At 57.3% G+C, this 17,655-nt stretch carries 14 protein-coding genes; 5 read left to right on the top strand and 9 right to left on the bottom strand.

The genetic code is table 11. The features are described 5' to 3' along the window. Positions 1 to 25: 25 nt before the first annotated feature. Positions 26 to 1,120, bottom strand: coding sequence for an efflux RND transporter periplasmic adaptor subunit (locus KUV22_RS16565; protein ID WP_222232892.1), 1,095 nt, complete (start codon positions 1,118 to 1,120; stop codon positions 26 to 28). A gap of 269 nt (positions 1,121 to 1,389) precedes the next feature. Between KUV22_RS16565 and KUV22_RS16560 the strand changes: the two genes are divergently transcribed. Next, positions 1,390 to 2,523: a helix-turn-helix domain-containing protein gene (locus tag KUV22_RS16560; RefSeq protein ID WP_222232891.1), complete on the top strand. Its 1,134-nt coding sequence runs from the start codon at positions 1,390 to 1,392 to the stop codon at positions 2,521 to 2,523. A 41-nt stretch (positions 2,524 to 2,564) separates the two neighbouring features. On the opposite strand, the gene KUV22_RS16555 is transcribed toward KUV22_RS16560, so the two are convergent. Further along, on the bottom strand, positions 2,565 to 3,173 hold the full coding sequence (locus KUV22_RS16555; RefSeq protein ID WP_222232890.1) for a TetR/AcrR family transcriptional regulator: 609 nt from the start codon (positions 3,171 to 3,173) through the stop codon (positions 2,565 to 2,567). Between the two features lie 219 nt (positions 3,174 to 3,392). Here KUV22_RS16555 and KUV22_RS16550 point away from each other — a divergent pair, with 219 nt between their 5' ends. Continuing rightward, a complete protein-coding gene (locus tag KUV22_RS16550) occupies positions 3,393 to 4,445 on the top strand; it encodes an MBL fold metallo-hydrolase (RefSeq protein ID WP_222232889.1) in 1,053 nt (350 codons plus the stop codon). A gap of 43 nt (positions 4,446 to 4,488) precedes the next feature. Here KUV22_RS16550 and KUV22_RS16545 read toward each other — a convergent pair whose 3' ends face one another. The 5 genes from KUV22_RS16545 to KUV22_RS16525 all read right to left on the bottom strand — a co-directional run bounded on the left by KUV22_RS16545 (position 4,489) and on the right by KUV22_RS16525 (position 9,248). Beyond that, on the bottom strand, positions 4,489 to 5,283 hold the full coding sequence (locus KUV22_RS16545; protein ID WP_222232888.1) for a copper resistance protein B: 795 nt from the start codon (positions 5,281 to 5,283) through the stop codon (positions 4,489 to 4,491). A gap of 14 nt (positions 5,284 to 5,297) precedes the next feature. Next, positions 5,298 to 7,226, bottom strand: coding sequence for a copper resistance system multicopper oxidase (locus tag KUV22_RS16540; protein ID WP_315857567.1), 1,929 nt, complete (start codon positions 7,224 to 7,226; stop codon positions 5,298 to 5,300). Between the two features lie 8 nt (positions 7,227 to 7,234). Next, positions 7,235 to 7,795: a DUF411 domain-containing protein gene (locus KUV22_RS16535; protein WP_261319652.1), complete on the bottom strand. Its 561-nt coding sequence runs from the start codon at positions 7,793 to 7,795 to the stop codon at positions 7,235 to 7,237. A 169-nt stretch (positions 7,796 to 7,964) separates the two neighbouring features. Then, positions 7,965 to 8,393 (bottom strand): hypothetical protein, encoded by a 429-nt coding sequence (locus tag KUV22_RS16530; RefSeq protein ID WP_222232887.1) that lies wholly within the window; start codon positions 8,391 to 8,393, stop codon positions 7,965 to 7,967. Between the two features lie 135 nt (positions 8,394 to 8,528). Beyond that, positions 8,529 to 9,248 carry a 4'-phosphopantetheinyl transferase family protein gene (locus KUV22_RS16525; RefSeq protein ID WP_222232886.1) on the bottom strand — a complete coding sequence of 240 codons (720 nt, stop codon included), beginning with the start codon at positions 9,246 to 9,248 and terminating at the stop codon, positions 8,529 to 8,531. Between the two features lie 239 nt (positions 9,249 to 9,487). On the opposite strand from KUV22_RS16525, the gene KUV22_RS16520 reads away from it, so the two are divergent. From KUV22_RS16520 to KUV22_RS16510, 3 genes are all read left to right on the top strand, one after another. Next, positions 9,488 to 11,938 carry a glycoside hydrolase family 31 protein gene (locus KUV22_RS16520; RefSeq protein ID WP_222232885.1) on the top strand — a complete coding sequence of 817 codons (2,451 nt, stop codon included), beginning with the start codon at positions 9,488 to 9,490 and terminating at the stop codon, positions 11,936 to 11,938. A gap of 109 nt (positions 11,939 to 12,047) precedes the next feature. Next, positions 12,048 to 13,442: a DNA repair protein RadA gene (gene radA / locus KUV22_RS16515; RefSeq protein WP_222232884.1), complete on the top strand. Its 1,395-nt coding sequence runs from the start codon at positions 12,048 to 12,050 to the stop codon at positions 13,440 to 13,442. A 9-nt stretch (positions 13,443 to 13,451) separates the two neighbouring features. Then, a complete protein-coding gene (locus tag KUV22_RS16510) occupies positions 13,452 to 14,177 on the top strand; it encodes a hypothetical protein (protein ID WP_222232883.1) in 726 nt (241 codons plus the stop codon). A gap of 129 nt (positions 14,178 to 14,306) precedes the next feature. Here KUV22_RS16510 and KUV22_RS16505 read toward each other — a convergent pair whose 3' ends face one another. After that, the gene (locus KUV22_RS16505) at positions 14,307 to 15,848 is read right to left on the bottom strand and encodes a hypothetical protein (RefSeq protein WP_222232882.1); all 1,542 of its coding nucleotides are present in this window, start codon (positions 15,846 to 15,848) and stop codon (positions 14,307 to 14,309) included. Between the two features lie 264 nt (positions 15,849 to 16,112). After that, positions 16,113 to 17,558, bottom strand: a complete 1,446-nt coding sequence (locus KUV22_RS16500; protein ID WP_222232881.1) for a coniferyl aldehyde dehydrogenase — start codon at positions 17,556 to 17,558, stop codon at positions 16,113 to 16,115. Between the last annotated feature and the right edge of the window lie 97 nt (positions 17,559 to 17,655).

Raw genomic sequence — 17,655 nt, 5'->3', positions numbered from 1 at the left:
TCCGAATACTGCGTTAACCGAGGGCTTAGAGTCCGGCCTGTGCGTCAACAGTGGCGCGTTGCAGATAGTTGCGTACCAGCGCGCCTTCGTACAGGTGCTGGCCGCCTGCTGCCACCAGTTGCATGTCGGCCTGAAGGCCAGACATCACCTGCACCAGTTCGCCGTCGGTGCGCCCCAGTTCAACAGCGGTCTGCGTCACGCGTTGTTCCTCATTGATGCGCCATACAAAGGGCGCGCCCTCTGCATTGGTTTGCACTGCAGAAAGCGGGATACGCAGGGTGCCGTTTGCAGCATTGAGCTTCAGGTTTACACGCGCGGTCATGCCGGGGTAGATCTGTACCTGCTGCGGGCGCGGCATGCCCAGTTCAACCAGATACGTCTGGGTGACCTTGTTGGCTTCCGCCTGTAGTTCGCGGTATTCGAGAGCGAATTCCTCACCTGGCAGGAATTCAAAAGTCGCTGTAACACTATCTACTTGCCTGCGGTCCATGGTTGCCAGCAGGTTTTCCGGCACTGAGATCTGGATGCGCACCTCGGAAATATCCTGCAGGCGCACGATGCCCTCGCCGGATTTCACATTGGTGTGGTTTTCTACGAGGCGCTTGGTCACGATCGCATCAAAGGGTGCACGCAGAGTGGCGTAGGAGAGCTGCTGCTGGGCGTTTTCCAGAGTGACCTTTGCCAGGTCGTAATTGCTCTCGGCTTCGTCCAGGGCCTGCACGGAAATAATTTTTCGCTCGGCGAGGGATCTCTGGCGTTCGAGTGTCTTTTCCAGCAGTTCAACACGCACTTTGGCTTCTCTGACCTGCCGGCGGTAGTCGCGATCATCCAGGGCGGCAATAACCGTGCCCTTGGAAATGACCTGGCCTTCCTGCATGGAAAACTTTCCCAACTTGCCGGCTACCTGGAATGACATATCCAGCGCCTGCACGGCTTTTACCTGCCCGGCGAAGTGACGCACTCCCGCAGTACCGCTGTTGCTCACCTCGGCCACCTTTACCGGCCACTGGCGCTCTTTCTGCTCGGTATCGTCCTTTGTATTGCCGCAGCCTGTGAGGCTGGTAGCCGCGGCAAGAAACAGCACTAGGGAAAGGGATCGGAAATTACCGGTCAGGGTCATAGTCAACATCCATTGAAATCATTGGGTGGCGGCCGGTTGGCCGAAATGCTTGACCATCCCGGATCCATGCCGGGACTGGCAGATGTGCGCAGTCTATGGGGGTAGGGGGCCTGATAGGAATAGACGAAGCTGTCCATATATGGACAATTGTATCGCTCATTAATTTGTGACCGATCGGTGTCGGAGCATGTTGCCGCTGATAATCACAGTTGACTGGCAGATTACCCTATATTTAATGAGTTAAATCGAGTTTTGGAGCTGGAATATCTATGACTGAGGCACCAGATTCTATTCAGCAAGCTGCCAATTTATGGAGAATAGTGTCCGGTGGGGTGGTGGATGACTCGGCTGTCAGCAGCGCCATGATTTACCTGAGTTATCAGAGCAGCGGTATCGCCGAGGACCTGTTGCCACAGTGGTCCGGGGAACGCTTGCGTGAGTTATTTCTCAAACAGCCGAACGCTGAGGAATTTATTGAGCGCTGGCGCGGAAAATTTGTGCCAGAGGTGACCCTGCAGAAACCGGAGTTGGTGACGTTCATCAATGAGTTTCTCGCCGCGCATCAGCATATTGACGATTACTTTGAGTCCCTGACGATTTTTGGACACAGTCGCCGCACCCGCGGCGGCCTGGGGGACTTTCTGGTGCGGCGCCCGCCGGGGAGTAGTAACAACTGGGGATTGCTGTTTACCACGGAAGGCCGCGGCAGGTTTAACTGTGTTCGTCAGCAGTTTGTTGCCCGTCCCGGCGACATGGTGCTGTTGGCGCCGGGCGCGCTCTACGAATTTCACCGTCACCTGGATGAAGAGCATTGGAATACCTATTGGCTGTACTGCAAGCCTGCAGAAAAGGTGATGAATCTGATGAACTGGCAGGAACTCGGTCCGTATATTTATCACCAAGCGGTACCCGCTGTTGAGATGCCGAGAATCCAGGGCATCTTTCAGCAGCTGTTTGAGCTTGAGTCACCGGCGGAGCCGCTTGCGCAGGCGGTGGTGGAAAACCTCGCGGAACAACTATTTTTGCGCAGCTTCCAGTACGCGCAACGTGCGGGTGGCACCATTGTGGATAGCCGGGTGAAAAGGGCGCTCGGATATATCAGTGACCACCTGTACGAAGATTTCTCCATTCAGGATGTGGCCGATGCGTCCAGCCTGTCCCGCGCGCGTTTGTCCAAATTGTTCAAGGCATATACCGGGCGCAGTATTTTGCAGTGGCGGGATGAACGGCGTATGTCCGATGCCTGTCAGGCGCTGGCAAAGAATGCGGGCAACGTGCAGGCGGTGGCGGAAGCAGTTGGCTATGACGACCCTCTGTATTTCTCGCGCAAGTTTCACCAGATTGTGGGGGTGAGCCCGCGGCAATATCTACAGGATCGGCGTGGTCAGCTCCCGGGGGCATGACCCGGCGTCGCTCGAGATATCAGGCGCGGATAGTGCGCGGATCAGGCACGATAGTGGCTCAGGAACATGGCCGCAGTGTTACTGGCAAGTTCGTGTCGTTCGCGCGAGTCAAGAGTGGGTTGTATCTGCAATAGCTGCGGCCAGAAGCAGTTGCCCTTGATCAGATTGTGAATTTGCTGGCTGGCGATTTCCGGGTCCAGCTCGCGCAGGCGCCCGTCGGCTACCGCCGCTTTGATCCAGCGCTGAATACCGGTTTCAAACGCGGAAAACTTATCCATCTGTTCGCGCAAGGCTTCTGTGCGGTGGAAAAAGTGATCGAAGGCCACGCGGCTGAGCTCGATATATTCTTTGCTGCAAATGACCGCGATCTCGGCTTCGATCATGTCGCATAACTGCTGTTGCATCTCTGCCGCGGGGTCGTAGTCCCCTTCGCTGGCCTGGGTGGCCTGCTGCCACAGCTCGCCGATCAGGGTCATGATCAGGATTTCTTTACTGGCGAAGTGGTTGTACACGGTGCGCTTGGAGACCTCCGCCTGGGCGGCCAGTTCATCCATACTGGTGCTCTGCACGCCGCGCTCCTGAAACACGCGCTTCGCCGCATCTAGGATGGCCTGACGCTTCAGTTCGCTTCTGGAGACCTTCTTTTCCATCGTGTTTCCACTCCCGTGTTTCGGGCCGACTACGTTCTTACCTCAACTGCCGCTTAAGGCCCGGGCCGCTGAGATTCAGGCATTACTGGCAGACGATTTTACACTATGCAGTTTACTTTTGGGGTTTCTTGTATACACTACACTGTATAGTTTACTTTTGAGGCTGCGATGAAAACACGCTGGTCAATCATTGTCTGGAAAATAGTCGGGGTACTGCTTGTGTCTGTAAGTCTGCTAAATGCCTGTGCGCCTGCGGCGCACAAGTTTCAAAACTCGGAGATCGATTACCGCAACGAGCCGGCGAATATGTGGCAGATCCTCAAGGCCTACTGGCGGGCGGAGCGCGCTGCGCCGGTGCCGAAGGCGCCGATTCCGGTACGTACCATTTCAGCTGCGGAGCTGGCCAACCTTGATGGGCCGGACCTGGTGTATCGCCTGGGGCATTCCAGCGTGCTGCTGCGTCTTGACGGCAAGTATGTACTCACCGACCCGGTATTCAGTGAGCGGGCCTCCCCGGTGCAGTGGGCCGGCCCCAAGCGCTTCCACGGTCTGCCGTTGGAACTAGCAAGCCTGCCGGAGATTGCGGCGGTGGTGATCAGTCACGACCACTACGACCATCTGGATCGGGCCACGTTGCTGGCACTGGATCGAAAGGTTGCGCGCTTTATCACCCCGTTGAAAATTGGCGATCACCTGCGTCGCTGGGGGATTGCCGAGGACAAAATTATCGAACTGGACTGGTGGCAATCTTATGCGGACGCGGGCCTGACGTTTACCGCGACGCCCGCGCAACATTTTTCCGGGCGCGGGCTGAGCGATCGCGATGAAACCCTGTGGGCGGGCTGGGCGATTGCCAGCGCGGACACGCGGATTTTCTTTAGCGGAGACACCGGCTATTTCGGCGGCTTTCGCGAGATTGGCGAGCGCCTCGGCCCGTTTGATTTAACCCTGATTGAGACCGGGGCCTACAACACCCTGTGGAGCCAGATTCATATGCTGCCGGAGCAGAGTGTGCAGGCGCATATCGATGTGCGTGGCAAGGCGATGCTGCCCATTCACAACAGCACCTTTGATCTGGCCCTGCACGATTGGTTTGAGCCGCTGGAGCGGGTGTCCAAGGCCGCGCGGGAAAACGGTGTGCAACTGGTCACCCCGGTTATCGGAGCTCCGCTTGCGGTGAAAGGCCCCGCGCTTACCCATTACTGGTGGCGGGGCGAAGAAAATGCCGGCGACGCTATCGCGCCGGTGGCGGAAGTGCAGGCCGGCAATTAACGCGCGGATACTGTTTAGTAGCTAGTTAGTACTTAGCCAGTACCTAGAACCAGGCGTGCAGACCGATGACCCAGGTGGTTTCGTCGATATGCTCACCGGCGTCGCGCAGGAAGTCTGCGGTATTGCCAAAGTTCTTCTCGTAATTCACCCCGATGTACGGAGCAAACTTCGGGGTGAACTCGTAGCGCAGGCGCAGCCCGGCTTCGATATCGGAAAGCCCGGAGCCGGTGCGGGTTGTCGGGTCGTTCTGTCCGTAGAAATTGACTTCGACCTCCGGGCTGAGAATCCACTTTTGCGTGAACAGCATTTCGTACTCGGCTTCCAGTCGCAGGGCGGTGTCGCCGTGGTCGCCGATAAACAGTGCTGTATCGACTTCAAAGAAATAGGGCGCGAGTCCGTGCATGCCGATGGCTCCCCACGTCTTGCTGTCGCCGCCCTGTAGCTTGAAGTCGTGCCGCACGCCCAATTGCAGATCCCAGTAGGGTGCCACGGCGCGGCTATACAGCGCCTGCAGTTCTGCGTCGGCAGTTTCTCCCTCCTCCCGTTCCACTTCCGTTTTCAGCCACAGCTTATTCAGGTCGCCGCCAAACCACAGGCTGCCTTCCAGGGCGCTACCCTCGTGCTGGCGTGCCTCCAGCTGATCAATGGTGACCTTGGTGAGCAGTACCTCGTGATTCATCACGTGCTCAGGATGATGGGACTGGTATGCCGGCGCGGGCTCCGGCTCTGAATGACCGTGATGCGCGTGCTGGTGTTCGTGCATTTGCGTACTGGCGTAAGAGAGCGAAGTTACGAACGCCGCACAGGTGACGCTGACGGTTTGAGTGAATGTTTTCATTCTGTGTGCCTCCCTTAAACCACGCGCACTTCGCGGAACATGCCCGGCATGTGGTACAGCAAATGACAGTGGTAGGCCCAGCGGCCGTACGCGTCGGCAGTCACCAGATAGCTGATGGTGGAGCCCGGTTGCACCAGTACCGTGTGTTTGCGCGGAATGTATTCCGGATCGCCGGTTTCCAGTTCACTCCACATGCCGTGCAAATGAATGGGGTGGGTCATCATGGTGTCGTTTACCAGGGTCACCCGCAGTCGCTCACCGTATTTGAAAAACAGCGGCTCGGCGTCGCTGAACTTGATGCCGTTAACGGACCACATATAGCGCTCCATATTGCCGGTCAGGTGCAGCTGAATTTCCCGTTCCGGCTGACGACGGTCGAGGGTGGGGGTGAGATTGCGGATATCGCCATAGGTGAGCACCTTGCGTCCATAACGCTGCTGGTGATCGCGCAGGCCGATACCCGGGTCGTGCAAGCCGTTGGCAGGCATAGACGCGCGCATGTCCACCCCAGGGCCGTATTCCGAGGGTAAATGTTCCACCGGCGCGTTGCTGCCGTATCCGGCGAGGCCGAGGCCGGTGGTGGTGCCGATATTGTTACCGATGTTGTTACCGGCTTTGGCACCGTGCATCTGGTGCCCCGCGTGCTGGCTGTGGTCCATACCCTCCATAGTGTGAGCACTGTGGTCCATGTCATGGTGCATGCTGTGCCCACTGTGGTTTCCGCCGTGATCCATGCCGTGATTCATTCCGTGATCCATGCCGGGCATGTCACCCATGGCGTGTGCCGAATGGTCCATACCCATATCACGATGAGTTAATACCGGAGCGTAATCCATTGCCGGTACCTTGGCCTGTAGGCGCGGATCGGAAGTAAGGGTGCCGCGCGCGTAACCGGAGCGGTCGATGGTCTGGGCAAACAGGGTATAGGCGGTATCGTTTTCCGGCTCCACGATGACGTCGTAGGTTTCTGCCACGCCGATACGGAATTCGTCCACGGTGACCGGCTCGATGTTCTGGCCGTCGCTCGCCACTACGGTCATTTTTAGCCCGGGAATCCGGATGTCGAAAATCGACATGGCGGCGCCGTTGATAAACCGCAGGCGAATTTTTTCACCGCGATTGAACAGGGCTGTCCAGTTGGCGTCTGGCGTCTGGCCGTTCATCAGGTAGGTGTAGGTGTAGCCGGTGACGTCGGCGATGTCGCGGTCCGACATGCGCATCTCGTTCCACATCTTGCGATCGCGCCAGGTCTGGTTGACACCCTTCTGGCGAATCTCCTCCCACAGGTCGCCGACGGTGCGGCGACGGCGGTTGTAGTAATGCCCTTCCTTTTTCAGCGTGGCGTAAATGTCCTGTGGGGACTGGTCGCTCCAGTCGGTGAGTAGCACTACGTAATCGCGGTCGTAGGCCACCGGGTCAGGTTCGGCGGGGTCGATCACGATGGCGCCGTAATGGCCGCGCTGCTCCTGAAAGTCGGAGTGACTGTGATACCAGTAGGTGCCACTCTGTTTTAGCGGGAACTGGTAGGTGAAGGTTTCCCCGGGGCGGATACCATCAAAACTGAGGCCCGGTACGCCATCCATATTGCTGGGCAGGATCAGGCCATGCCAGTGGATGGAGGTGTCGTGGGCCAGGTGGTTGGTGACATTGATGGTGACGGTGTCACCCTCTTTCCAGCGCAACACCGGCGCGGGCACAGTGCCGTTTACCGCCACGGCGGTGCGCGCGCGGCCGGTAAAGTTAACCGGCAGGTAATTCACGTGCAGGTCAAACTGGTTGCCGCGTAACTCGCTTGGCAGAGGGTTGCTCGCCTGCGGCGCTTCAGCGCTGGCTGGCAGCCCGGCGAGGGTGGCGCCACCGGCGAGTCCGGACATGGCACCGGTGACAAACCGGCGCCGTGAAATCGGCGTGACCAATGGGGAAGAATCAGGATACTTATTCACGGCGCGCCTCAAAATTGCTGCTGGGCATTTTCAATGCGTGCATACACGCTGTGGCCGCCATCTTTGTGCAGCAGCAGAATTTCATAGGGCGTGAAGCGGTCGCCCACCTCCATACCCGGGCTGCCCAGTGGCATTGCCGGTACCGCGAGGCCACGCGCGTTGACCGGTGGATTCTGCAGGAACTGGCGGACAAACTTCGCCGGCACATGCCCCTCGAACACAAAATTGTTATCGGACACGCTGGTGTGGCAGGACTGGAACTGCGGCGCAATACCGAAGCGGTCCTTGATGCCGTTCAGGTCATCGACGTTTTGTGCATCCACCGCAAAACCCTGTCGGTTGGCGTGGTCCACCCACAGCTGGCAGCAGCCACAGGTGGCGGACTTATAGGTGGTGAGGGCGATGGTTTCCCCTTGGGGCGCAGCTGCCTGTTCACTGCTGTGGCTCTCTTTTTCCACTGGCTTGCTGCAGGCACTCACGGCTAACAGGGTGAAAGCCCCGAGCAGCAGGGTGAGGGTGGATAACTTGCTGTGGCGTACTAGGCGTATGGCACTGTTTATCATCTTCATGATCTTTTCCTGATCTCTTTCATATTCTGGGGCGCAGGTCGCATAGCGGTGTAATGACCGAGGCACAGCGATGCGCCGTTTGCGCTGGTAATTTTTCAGTGGGTATTCGGGTAAGCGAGTGCTTGGGTGGGATGGAAAATGCGCCAGGTTCGGGCGCACCTATCCCGTATCAGGCGGTAATCGGTGGGCGGATTGAGGATTCCGGTGCGGGGGTGGAATCCAGTGGGCGGTAGGCCGTCACGGAGCGGGCAAAGGAATGAAATTCCGCCACTTGTACTGAAGCGGGAATGCAATTTGCGCAATGGCCGGGACAGCAGGCACAGCTGCCATCGCAATCAGTGTGCGAACTCGGTTTGGTATGCGTGTCGGTATGCGGCTCGGTGTGCTGGGTACCGCATTGCCCATGGCTGCAGCTTGCTTCCTGCTCGGCAGTGTCTGCAATTGCGTGCGTGGGCGCTGGTTCGGCGACCACGGTCGCTTGATGATGGCTGGTCTCCCCGTGCTGCGCGTTCTCCGAGCCACCACAGTGCATAGCCGCGGCTTCGCCGGTGATGGCGAGCAGCGCGAGTAGCAGCAGGGTTTGCAGAACATTGAGCATGGTTTGGCGCAATCTGGTGTTTTGGGTGAGCGGTTAGTGCCCGCTCTTGGCGAAGATGGTATGGGCTTGGGCCTTCCCGCGCAAGCGGGTCTGCCGACGTGTTTCAACTGAGGGAATCGTGTCCCAAAATTCGCCTCAGTCGGGCAGCCCCCGGGTAATCTGTTCCGCGCTAATCTCGCCCAGCACCGGATCCTGCCCGGCCAGGGCCATGTGCAGATGGTTGCCGTCCGGCAGAGGCAGCATCAGGTAATTGAACTGCCAGGGAGCCTCGCTATCGGCCATGGCGGCGTCCAGATGGATGCCCTCGCCCAGGTGGAATCCCGCCAGATTGATGCGCCCGAGTCCTTCCGAAATGCCAGTACCGCGCGCCTTGAAGAAGGCCTCTTTCATGGTCCACAAACGGTAGAAATGCACCGGGAGCAATTCCGGCGGCGCGTTGTCCAGCAGCGCGCATTCGTCGGGGTGAAAGTAGTGGTGGGCAATACGCAAAAAGTCCCGCGGCTTTTGCGGCTGCTCGATATCAATACCCACCGGTGCCTCGCAGGAGACCGACAGGGCAATCCACTGGCCACTGTGGCTGAGACTGAAATGCAGTTCGGGAGTGACCGCCAGCGCGGGCTTGCCGGAGTCACTGATCGAGAAGTCCAGCGACTCCGGTGAGTGGCCACTGATTTTGCCCAGCACCGAGCGCAGCAGACCGCGGCTCAGCAGGAACCCGTGACGGGCCTGATCGCTCGCGTAGCGCAATTGGCGCGCGTGTTCCTCTTTCGACAATAGACTGTTGAGAGCTTTGGCGTGCTCACTGCCGGGGGCGATATCGTCGCGATGCAGAATCCAGACGGCGGGTAGGGACATTGTGCTGTTTATATTAATGGCTGCTGGGCAACCATATTGTGGTTAACCGTGCTTTAAATAAAAACGCATCATACGCTGCAACATGGCTCTGCCCAAAGTGATTGCGGGATAGTGACCGATTCTTGTCTTATCTCCCCCCCTATCAAAGGAGCTACGCCCCGTGGTCAGCCCTTGTTGGTGCTACTTCTGCAGCGTAGTTTTAACGAAAAAGAAGGATGCGTCTGATGAGGGGGGTGGAAATGACAAATTATATTGTGCGAGCCGGCCGGATATTGCTGCTCCTTTGGGTGGCCATCTTTATCGAGGCCTGCGATGTGGCGAAGGAACCGCGAGCGCAGATTGATTTAAACGCCACTCATCTCGGGAGTGGTGTGACGCGCGAGAGTTCCTCCATTATTGTGACTGCCGCAGATGGCCGCCGGCTGCGCGTAACTCCTTACGGCAACGCGATGGTTCGCATGCAATCCACCCTGCCCGGCGAGGAGGTCTTTCCCGACGACCACTATGCCATGGTGGCACGCCATGACTGGCCTGGAGAATTCGGCATTGAGCGGCGCGGCGATACATTGATTCTCAGTACTGCCGAGGTCACCGTTCATATCGACACGGTAACGCTTGCTGCGAGTTTTCTGCACGCCGGGGAGTTGGTGCCGGTATTGCGGGAGCGACTACCGGTGCGATGGCATGAAGAAGATATCCACGTATCGTTCGAAGTGGACTCCCAAGAACACTTTACCGGGCTTGGCCACGGCTATTTCGGCCGCGCTGACAGTGTCGACCTGCGTGGCGAAGTGATTCAGCGCAATTACGGCAGCCGCCAAATTGAACAGGCGCCGCTGATCGTACCGTTTTACCTGTCGAGCAAGGGCTACGGGGTATTCCTGAATAGTACTTTTCCAAACCGATTCAGTTTTGCCGCCGGTGATGATTATTCCATGGCCATAGAAACCCACGGTTTTGATGCGCGTATGGATTATTTTTTTATCGGGGGGCGGCAACTGGCCAGCGTGCTTGACCACTATACCCAGCTCACCGGCAGACCCCGTCTGCCGCAAAAAGCCATGTTTGGTTTGCAGCTCTCCGATAAGGGGCACGATCACAACTCCGCGACACCCTCCGATGAAACATGGTGGAAGCGGAAAATTACCGAGCACCGTGTGGCAGGTTACCCTCTGGACCATGTTGTTAACGACAATCGTTGGCGTGCAGCGGGAGGGAAACGTTGTGAGTCGAAGCTCGAATGGGACCCCGAACGTTACCCGGACCCGGCCGCTTACGGCCAGTGGCTCACCGAACACGGGCTGGTGATGACGCTGGATTTTAATCGCTGCATCGGGCAGTTCACGGCCGGTTGGGATGATACATTTAACCTGCCGACACCCGGAGAAATCGATTTTAAAGACAGCGCTCCAGATCTTACTAACGATAAGTTCCGCGCGTGGTTCTGGTGGTCGTTCCTCAACAACGCGCTGAAACCTGCAGATGGCTACCCCGGCGATGCGTTGTGGATCGATGAGTTTGATGAGCAGGGCGCCGCGCCGAAGGACATGATTCTGGCCAATGGACGCAGCTCAGCAGAAATGCGTAATTATTGGTTTTTCTTGATTGCGCAGTCACTGGTGGCAGAGGGCTGGGATAAGGCAGGCCTGAACAAGCGCCCTTATGTTTGGGTACGAGGTATGACCGCAGGCGCTCAGCGCTACGCAACGCTCTGGAGCGGTGATATTTACCCCGATAACCAGGATATGGCACACACAGTGCGCGCTATGCAGCTGGCTGGCCTGTCCGGTTTTCCGTACTGGGGACACGATGCGGGGGGCTTTTACGACTGGGAGGCTGCCCACGGACCCGATGAAGACCTCTACCAGCGCTGGGGTATGGCCCTCGGCGCCTTTTCACCAATCTGGAAGCCGCACGGTATGGGGCAGTCGCGCTGGCCACTGGACCGCAGTGACACCTCGCAGGCGGTGGCGAAACAATTCACGGCGCAGCGTTATGAATTGATGCCCTACCTCTACTCCACTGCACACAAGGCTGCGCAGACCGGGCTGCCCATGGCTCGGGCAATGCTGTTGGATTACCAGCACGAGGCGCTAGCTTGGCAATATGACCTTCAATATATGTGGGGCGATTCAATACTGGTCGCGCCCCAGATTGAGGCCGGCAAAGCTTACTCAGTATGGCTACCGCCCGGTAGCTGGTACACGTTTGATCAGGAACGCACTCTCTGGCAAGGCGGTCGCGAGATAATCGTTAATCCTGAATCTGGTGAATTGCCTTTGTTCGTCAAGGCCGGTGGGATTATTCCGCAGCGGGAGTTTGCGCTCAGCACTGCATTTATCGACAAGCAGGCACTGGAGCTGATGGTGTTTGCCGGTGCAGACGGTAGTTTCGAGCTGGTGGAAGATGATGACGTCACTGAGGCGTACCGCATCAGCGGAGAGAAAATGACAACCCGCATCCAATACCTGCACAACCGCCAAGAGCTCACTATTGCCGCCGCTGAGGGGGCCTATACCGGGGCGCCTCTCAGCCGCGATCTATCCCTGCGCTTAATGGGTATCGAAGCTGCCGCGCGGGTGCTAGTCGACGGGGAGCCTGTGCCGTTCCAGTATGAAAATGGCAAAGTAACCGTGCGTCTCGACGATGTGCCTGTGGGCGAGGGCCTGACTGTGCGCGTGGAAAGTTAGCCCGCGTATTGGTTTTTCAGCGACAAACGTGTCATGTAGACTGCCAGCCAGAATCTTCTACATGTGAGACCCGGCGACATTTCGCCGGGCACAATTCAGAGAAAGACTTTTGGCCAAGAAATCGAAAACAGCGTTTGTCTGCAATGAATGCGGAGCCGATTACAGCAAATGGGCGGGGCAGTGCAGTGCCTGCGGAGCGTGGAATAGCCTCAGCGAAGTGCGCCTTGGGCCCGAGCATACAGATAGTCGCGCGGCCAATTTTACCGGCGCTCAGTCGGGCTATGCCGGTGCGGCGGGCCAGGGCAAGGTGCAGAAGCTTTCTGAAATTGATCTCAGTGAGCTACCGCGCATACCCACCAATGCCAGTGAGCTGGACCGTGTACTGGGCGGCGGACTGGTGCCGGGCTCGGTAGTGTTGATGGGTGGCCACCCCGGTGCGGGCAAGTCCACGGTACTGTTGCAGACGCTGTGTCATCTTTCGCAAAACTTGCCGGCTCTGTATGTGACCGGTGAGGAATCCCTACAGCAGGTTGCCATGCGCGCGAAGCGGCTGGGCTTACCCGCGGACCACCTGCAGATGCTGTCGGAAACCAACGTCGAACAGATTTGCCTCACCGCCGGTGAAGTGAAACCCAAGGTGATGGTGGTCGACTCGATCCAGGTGATGCACATGGCCGAGGTGCAGTCTGCCCCCGGTTCCGTGGCGCAGGTGCGAGAAAGTGCGGCCTATTTAACACGCTTCGCCAAGCAGACAGGTACTGCGCTCATTCTCGTCGGACACGTCACCAAAGACGGTACCCTCGCCGGCCCGAAGGTGCTGGAGCATATTATCGACTGCTCCATCATGCTTGAGGGCACCCACGATTCCCGCTTCCGCACCCTGCGCGCACACAAAAACCGCTTTGGTGCGGTGAATGAACTTGGCGTATTTGCGATGACCGAACAGGGTTTGAAAGAGGTCTCCAACCCGTCCGCGATTTTCCTGCAGCGCGCCGATGAAATCGCAGCGGGCTCGGTGGTTACCTCCGTGTGGGAGGGCACTCGCCCGCTGCTGGTAGAGCTACAAGCGCTGGTGGATGACAGCAGCCTCGGCAACCCGCGCCGGGTCGCGGTGGGGCTCGATCAGAACCGCTTGAATATGCTGCTCGCGGTCTTGCATCGCCACGGCGGAGTGCTGGTCGGTGATCAGGATGTGTTTATCAACGTGGTCGGCGGCGTAAAGGTAATGGAAACCAGTGCTGACCTCACCCTATTGATGGCAGTAGTCTCCAGCTTTCGCAACCGCACCTTGGATCGCGATCTGATGATCTTCGGCGAAGTAGGCCTCGCCGGTGAAATCCGCCCGGTACCTTCAGGCCAGGAACGTCTGCGCGAAGCCGCCAAACACGGTTTCCGCAAAGCCATTGTGCCCGCGGCAAATCGTCTGAAGGATGATATCGAGGGGATGCAGGTAATACCCGTGAAGACGCTGTCCGAAGCGTTGAATGCGCTCGACCTAGGTTGATTTGGTTCAATGACAGATGCAAGAGCGGGGGAATTTCCGGAGCTAATCGCGCGCTATCAGTGGCTGGTCGTTGTTGCGGTTATTTCTAGCCTTGGCTTTGTGCCGAGTAGTGTCATCACCTTTGCGAGCCTGGGTCTTGCGCATCTCACGCATGCGACGTTTGCGATTCTCTGGCTGCTGCTTCTCAGCTTGCAGTTTCTCTGGTTGAGAAAACGAGTATTCCCGTACCACCGAATTACCGGGTGGATATCCATTCCCGTTTTTTTGGGGATGGTGGTGAGTGCGGCGTTTTTGCTTTGGATGACCGCGCCTGCCGCTTTTGCACAGGGCCCGGTATTCCGCATGGTTTACTGGGTGGATTTTGTATTACTGCCAGCATCCGTCGTGTTTTACTTTTTGGGAATTTTCTACAGAAAGAATCTGCCGTTGCACGCCGGTTTTTTAAGTATGACCGTGGTCGCAATGATTCCGCCAGGGCTTGGGCGACTGTTTTATGCCGTATTCCTTTATCCATTCAGCTTGCCGCTGAGTTGGTTTTATTTTCCCACCATGGCAATCGTGACGCTTCTATTGCTGCAAATTGGGTTTGACGAAAAATGGCGATATGCACCGGTAAGATGGGCGACGGCTATTTTTGTACTTACGTTTTTGTCGTCGTATCTGGTGCAGTCACAGGTCTGGTTAAATGATTTGGTTCAGGTCCATTTTCATTCGATGGCAACCTCGGCGCACTAACACAACGGACGCCCCTTGAAGAACGCGAGGATGTCCTATCAGCCCCGATACTGGTCCAAGCCGCTCTCGTCGACACCGCTAAAGAAAAAGCCGGCGAGTTGCCGGCTTTTAGAAGTCAAAGTTGATGGATTATGCACCTGGGACGGAGCTAACCCCCTGGCCCGGTTTTCCTTCAACCTTGTAGATGCTGAGGTTGTAATCGCCGGTACGGAACTGGCCGTTACCCGTCTCATCAAGTGGAAACAAGGTGGGCTGGCCGTTTTCGTCGTAACCGAAGCTCAGTAGGTTAGGTGCACTGACTTCCATGCGATAAGTGCCGTTCTCCGGAAGTTCCGCATCAATCAGCAGGGCATCGAAGCCCTCAAAATTCTGGAAGTTTTGCGCCACCAGAGTCGAGCTGCCGTCTGCATTCTCAAGGAACAGGGTGATGGCACCGATGACAGGGTTGCCAACCGGCACGTCAAAGCCATTAAATTCCGCACTCACCACGTCGCCGGCTTTGGCGTCAAAACGATAGGCATCAACCTCACCCGACTGGCTGATTTCACCGCGGATCAATGCTTCGCGGATATCCAAGCGACCATCGGCGTTGTCACCTTCGAGAATAGTGTTGGGTGCCACTACCCGACGCAGATGTACCTTCTTGTTTTCGCCGGTTACCGACGTTTCGCTGACCAGGCGGCTGCGCTCACCCGCGACCAGTTTAATCACCGAGCGCTCGGAGAAGAAGCGATCACTGCTGGTGCTGCCGGAGAGTCCCAGGCCTACGCTCGCGCCGGATGCCATGGTGTGCAGTACTGCCTCATCACCAGCGATTGGGCCATCGAAAACCGGGAAAAACGCCAGTGGTGAAGGAACACCGGTCGTCGGAATGCCATTGCCTGGAGAGCCAAACGAATCGTGATGACGCAGACCCAAGTTATGGCCGAGTTCGTGCGCACCGGTATTGGATGCCTGATTTACCACGGCGGTGGAAAGCGTTGCTGCAACATCACCATTTTCCAGTGGAACGCCGGAGATATTGCTTAGGAAGTTGCCCGACGGATCCAGTTGCGCCAGTACCTGCCACAAATTGGCATCGACAAAGGCGGAGTCGTCACGAATTTGGTTGCCAATATCAATGCTTTGCGCGCGGCCGAATAAAATGCCATTGCCGAAATCGATGCAGACATCTTGCTCGCATTCAAAGTTTAGGGTCGAGAAAACGCCGGAAGCGGGGGGCGTTTGGGTGAATTCGATGTCAAAACCAGCATAGTCAGCTTCAATACGACGCTGAATTTCATCGCGTTCCGCTTGCGAATATTCATAGCTTGGGAACTGGAGCAATTGGCCTCCGAACACAACAGCCGAGAAAACCGGCGAGCTATTGTTGAAGTCCAGATACACCACTTGAGTGCCGTCTGCACTCATGCTCAAGCCCTGTGAGTGGGCGTTTTCACCAGTGCTTGAGGAATTTACATTTGCCTGAGCATTCGCGTTGGAATTCGCGCCATCCAGAATTGCTTGTACCTGTGCAGCGGTCCAACCGCGGCGATCAGCGCAGCCGGCACCGCCGCAGTCGTCAGTGATTACCGGAAGGGAAGTTGGGAGCTCAGCTGCGGGTGTCTCTGCGTGCGCAAGGCCAGCAGCGACGGCAAGTAGGGATGAAAAAGTCAGCCTATAAAGGGACATGATAAACCTCCAATGTTTTATTTTTGTTTCGTAAGCTAGTACAAAAGTCCAATATTTTCGTTTTTGCGAAATCCTTGTACGCCGGCAAGGCTACTATAGATTTCCCGCCGGGCACAAAGATTTTTCGTTGAACCGGGGCAAGCACGGGAGGGGCAGGAGTTTTTGCCGCCCATCTCCTGTTAGGTGTTGAGCAGGCATAGAAAAGCCGGCCGAGTAATCTCGGCCGGCTTTTGTTTGGGGGCGTTTACTGGGGGGCTTTTCTGGCTATTTCGTCAGTCGCAGCATGACCTGCATCATCTTTTTCGCCACATTGCCGTAGGGCGGCATCAGTAGCTTCAGCGGATCAAGCGGCCCCTGGTAGAACACCGGGCGCAGTTTGGAGAAGGTGAGGAAACCTTCGTAGCCGTGGTAGTGGCCCATGCCGCTCTCGCCCACACCGCCGAAGGGAATATCGTGCTGGCCTACATGTAGCACCGCGTTGTTCACGCTGACGCCGCCGGACATCACGTGGTCGATATAGTAATCGCGCAGGCCTTTGTCATTGGTGAACGGGTATATCGCCAGCGGACGGTCGCCGCCATTGATATAGCTGGCCACTTCCTCACGGTTCTTGTAGGTCTTGATCGGCAGTAGCGGGCCGAAGATTTCCCGCTTCATTACGTCCATCTCTTCATCGACGTTGATCAGCAGGTGCGCGGGGAATTTTTTCAGCGGGTCGTCACGGCTGCCCTGACCGTCGGTCAGGTCGATGGCTTTAGCCCCTTTCGCAGTGGCGTCATCCAGGGTTTGCCAGATGCGCTGGAAGGAGCGCTCGTCGATTACCGAGGTGTAATCCGGGTGCTGGATATCCGGGTAGCGCTTTTTGAATACCTGCTTGGCCTTCTCGACAAAGGCATCCACCTTGTCTTCCGGCAGCAGCAGGTAATCGACGGTGGTGCAGATCTGGCCGGCATTGAACAGTTTCCAGAAAAGCACCCGCTCAACCGCGGTGTCGGTGCTGTAGTCCGGGCCCACAATGGCCGGTGACTTGCCGCCCAGTTCCAGGGTAACCGGGGTCAGGTTGGCTGCGGCGGCTGCCATTACCTTGCGGCCGGTGGCGCCGGAGCCGGTAAAGATCAGGTGGTCAAACTTGAGCGTGGAGAATTCGATACCCACGCCGCCAGTTTCCTCCAGGAAGACCAGCTTGTCGGCCGGGAAGTAATCGCCACTGATACGCTGCAGCAGTGCGGTCAGGTGGCGGGAGTTTTCCGACATTTTCACCATGGCGCGGTTGCCGGCGGCGAAAATGTTAATCAGTGGTCCGAAGGACAGGTTGATCGGGAAGTTCCACGGCACGATTACGCCCACCACGCCCAGCGGCTGCGGGATCACCTTGGTGGAGGATGTAGGGAAGGCTGTGAAATCGGTGTGGCGGCGCTGCGGCTTCATCCACTTCTTCAGGCGCTTCATGGTGTCCTTGATGGAATCCAGCGCGGGGAAGATTTCTGCAAACAGGGTTTCGTGGTGGGAGCGGTTACCGTAGTCAGCACTCACTGCCTCTACCAGTTCATCCTGATGGTCGCGGATCATACGCGCCAGCGCCTTCAGGTCATTGATACGCTCTTCGCGGCTGGGCGCGGGATTGGCCAGGTAGGCCTGGCGCTGGCTGTCCAGCAGGGATTGCAGGCTGCTGGTCTGTTGATTTTCGATGGCTTCGGCGATCTCGGTCATGCTTGTGGCTCGACTGGATTTGGTTATTGAAATAGTTCCGATCTGGGTTCGATTGTACGGAAGTATGCTTCCTTACTTAGGGATATTGCGGACGGAT

The sequence above is a fragment of the Microbulbifer agarilyticus genome (assembly GCF_019800665.1).
Taxonomy (GTDB): domain Bacteria; phylum Pseudomonadota; class Gammaproteobacteria; order Pseudomonadales; family Cellvibrionaceae; genus Microbulbifer; species Microbulbifer agarilyticus_C.
This window is presented reverse-complemented; position numbering and strand designations above follow the sequence as displayed.

Bases quoted from the DNA above. Each gene is read 5' to 3' on its own strand.
- KUV22_RS16505 (WP_222232882.1), bottom strand. From the start codon at position 15,848: ATGTCCCTTTATAGGCTGACTTTTTCATCCCTACTTGCCGTCGCTGCT.
- KUV22_RS16525 (WP_222232886.1), bottom strand. From the start codon at position 9,248: ATGTCCCTACCCGCCGTCTGGATTCTGCATCGCGACGATATCGCCCCC.
- KUV22_RS16510 (WP_222232883.1), top strand. From the start codon at position 13,452: ATGACAGATGCAAGAGCGGGGGAATTTCCGGAGCTAATCGCGCGCTAT.
- KUV22_RS16520 (WP_222232885.1), top strand. From the start codon at position 9,488: ATGACAAATTATATTGTGCGAGCCGGCCGGATATTGCTGCTCCTTTGG.
- KUV22_RS16500 (WP_222232881.1), bottom strand. From the start codon at position 17,558: ATGACCGAGATCGCCGAAGCCATCGAAAATCAACAGACCAGCAGCCTG.
- KUV22_RS16530 (WP_222232887.1), bottom strand. From the start codon at position 8,393: ATGCTCAATGTTCTGCAAACCCTGCTGCTACTCGCGCTGCTCGCCATC.
- KUV22_RS16565 (WP_222232892.1), bottom strand. From the start codon at position 1,120: ATGACCCTGACCGGTAATTTCCGATCCCTTTCCCTAGTGCTGTTTCTT.
- KUV22_RS16545 (WP_222232888.1), bottom strand. From the start codon at position 5,283: ATGAAAACATTCACTCAAACCGTCAGCGTCACCTGTGCGGCGTTCGTA.
- KUV22_RS16555 (WP_222232890.1), bottom strand. From the start codon at position 3,173: ATGGAAAAGAAGGTCTCCAGAAGCGAACTGAAGCGTCAGGCCATCCTA.
- KUV22_RS16560 (WP_222232891.1), top strand. From the start codon at position 1,390: ATGACTGAGGCACCAGATTCTATTCAGCAAGCTGCCAATTTATGGAGA.
- KUV22_RS16535 (WP_261319652.1), bottom strand. From the start codon at position 7,795: ATGAAGATGATAAACAGTGCCATACGCCTAGTACGCCACAGCAAGTTA.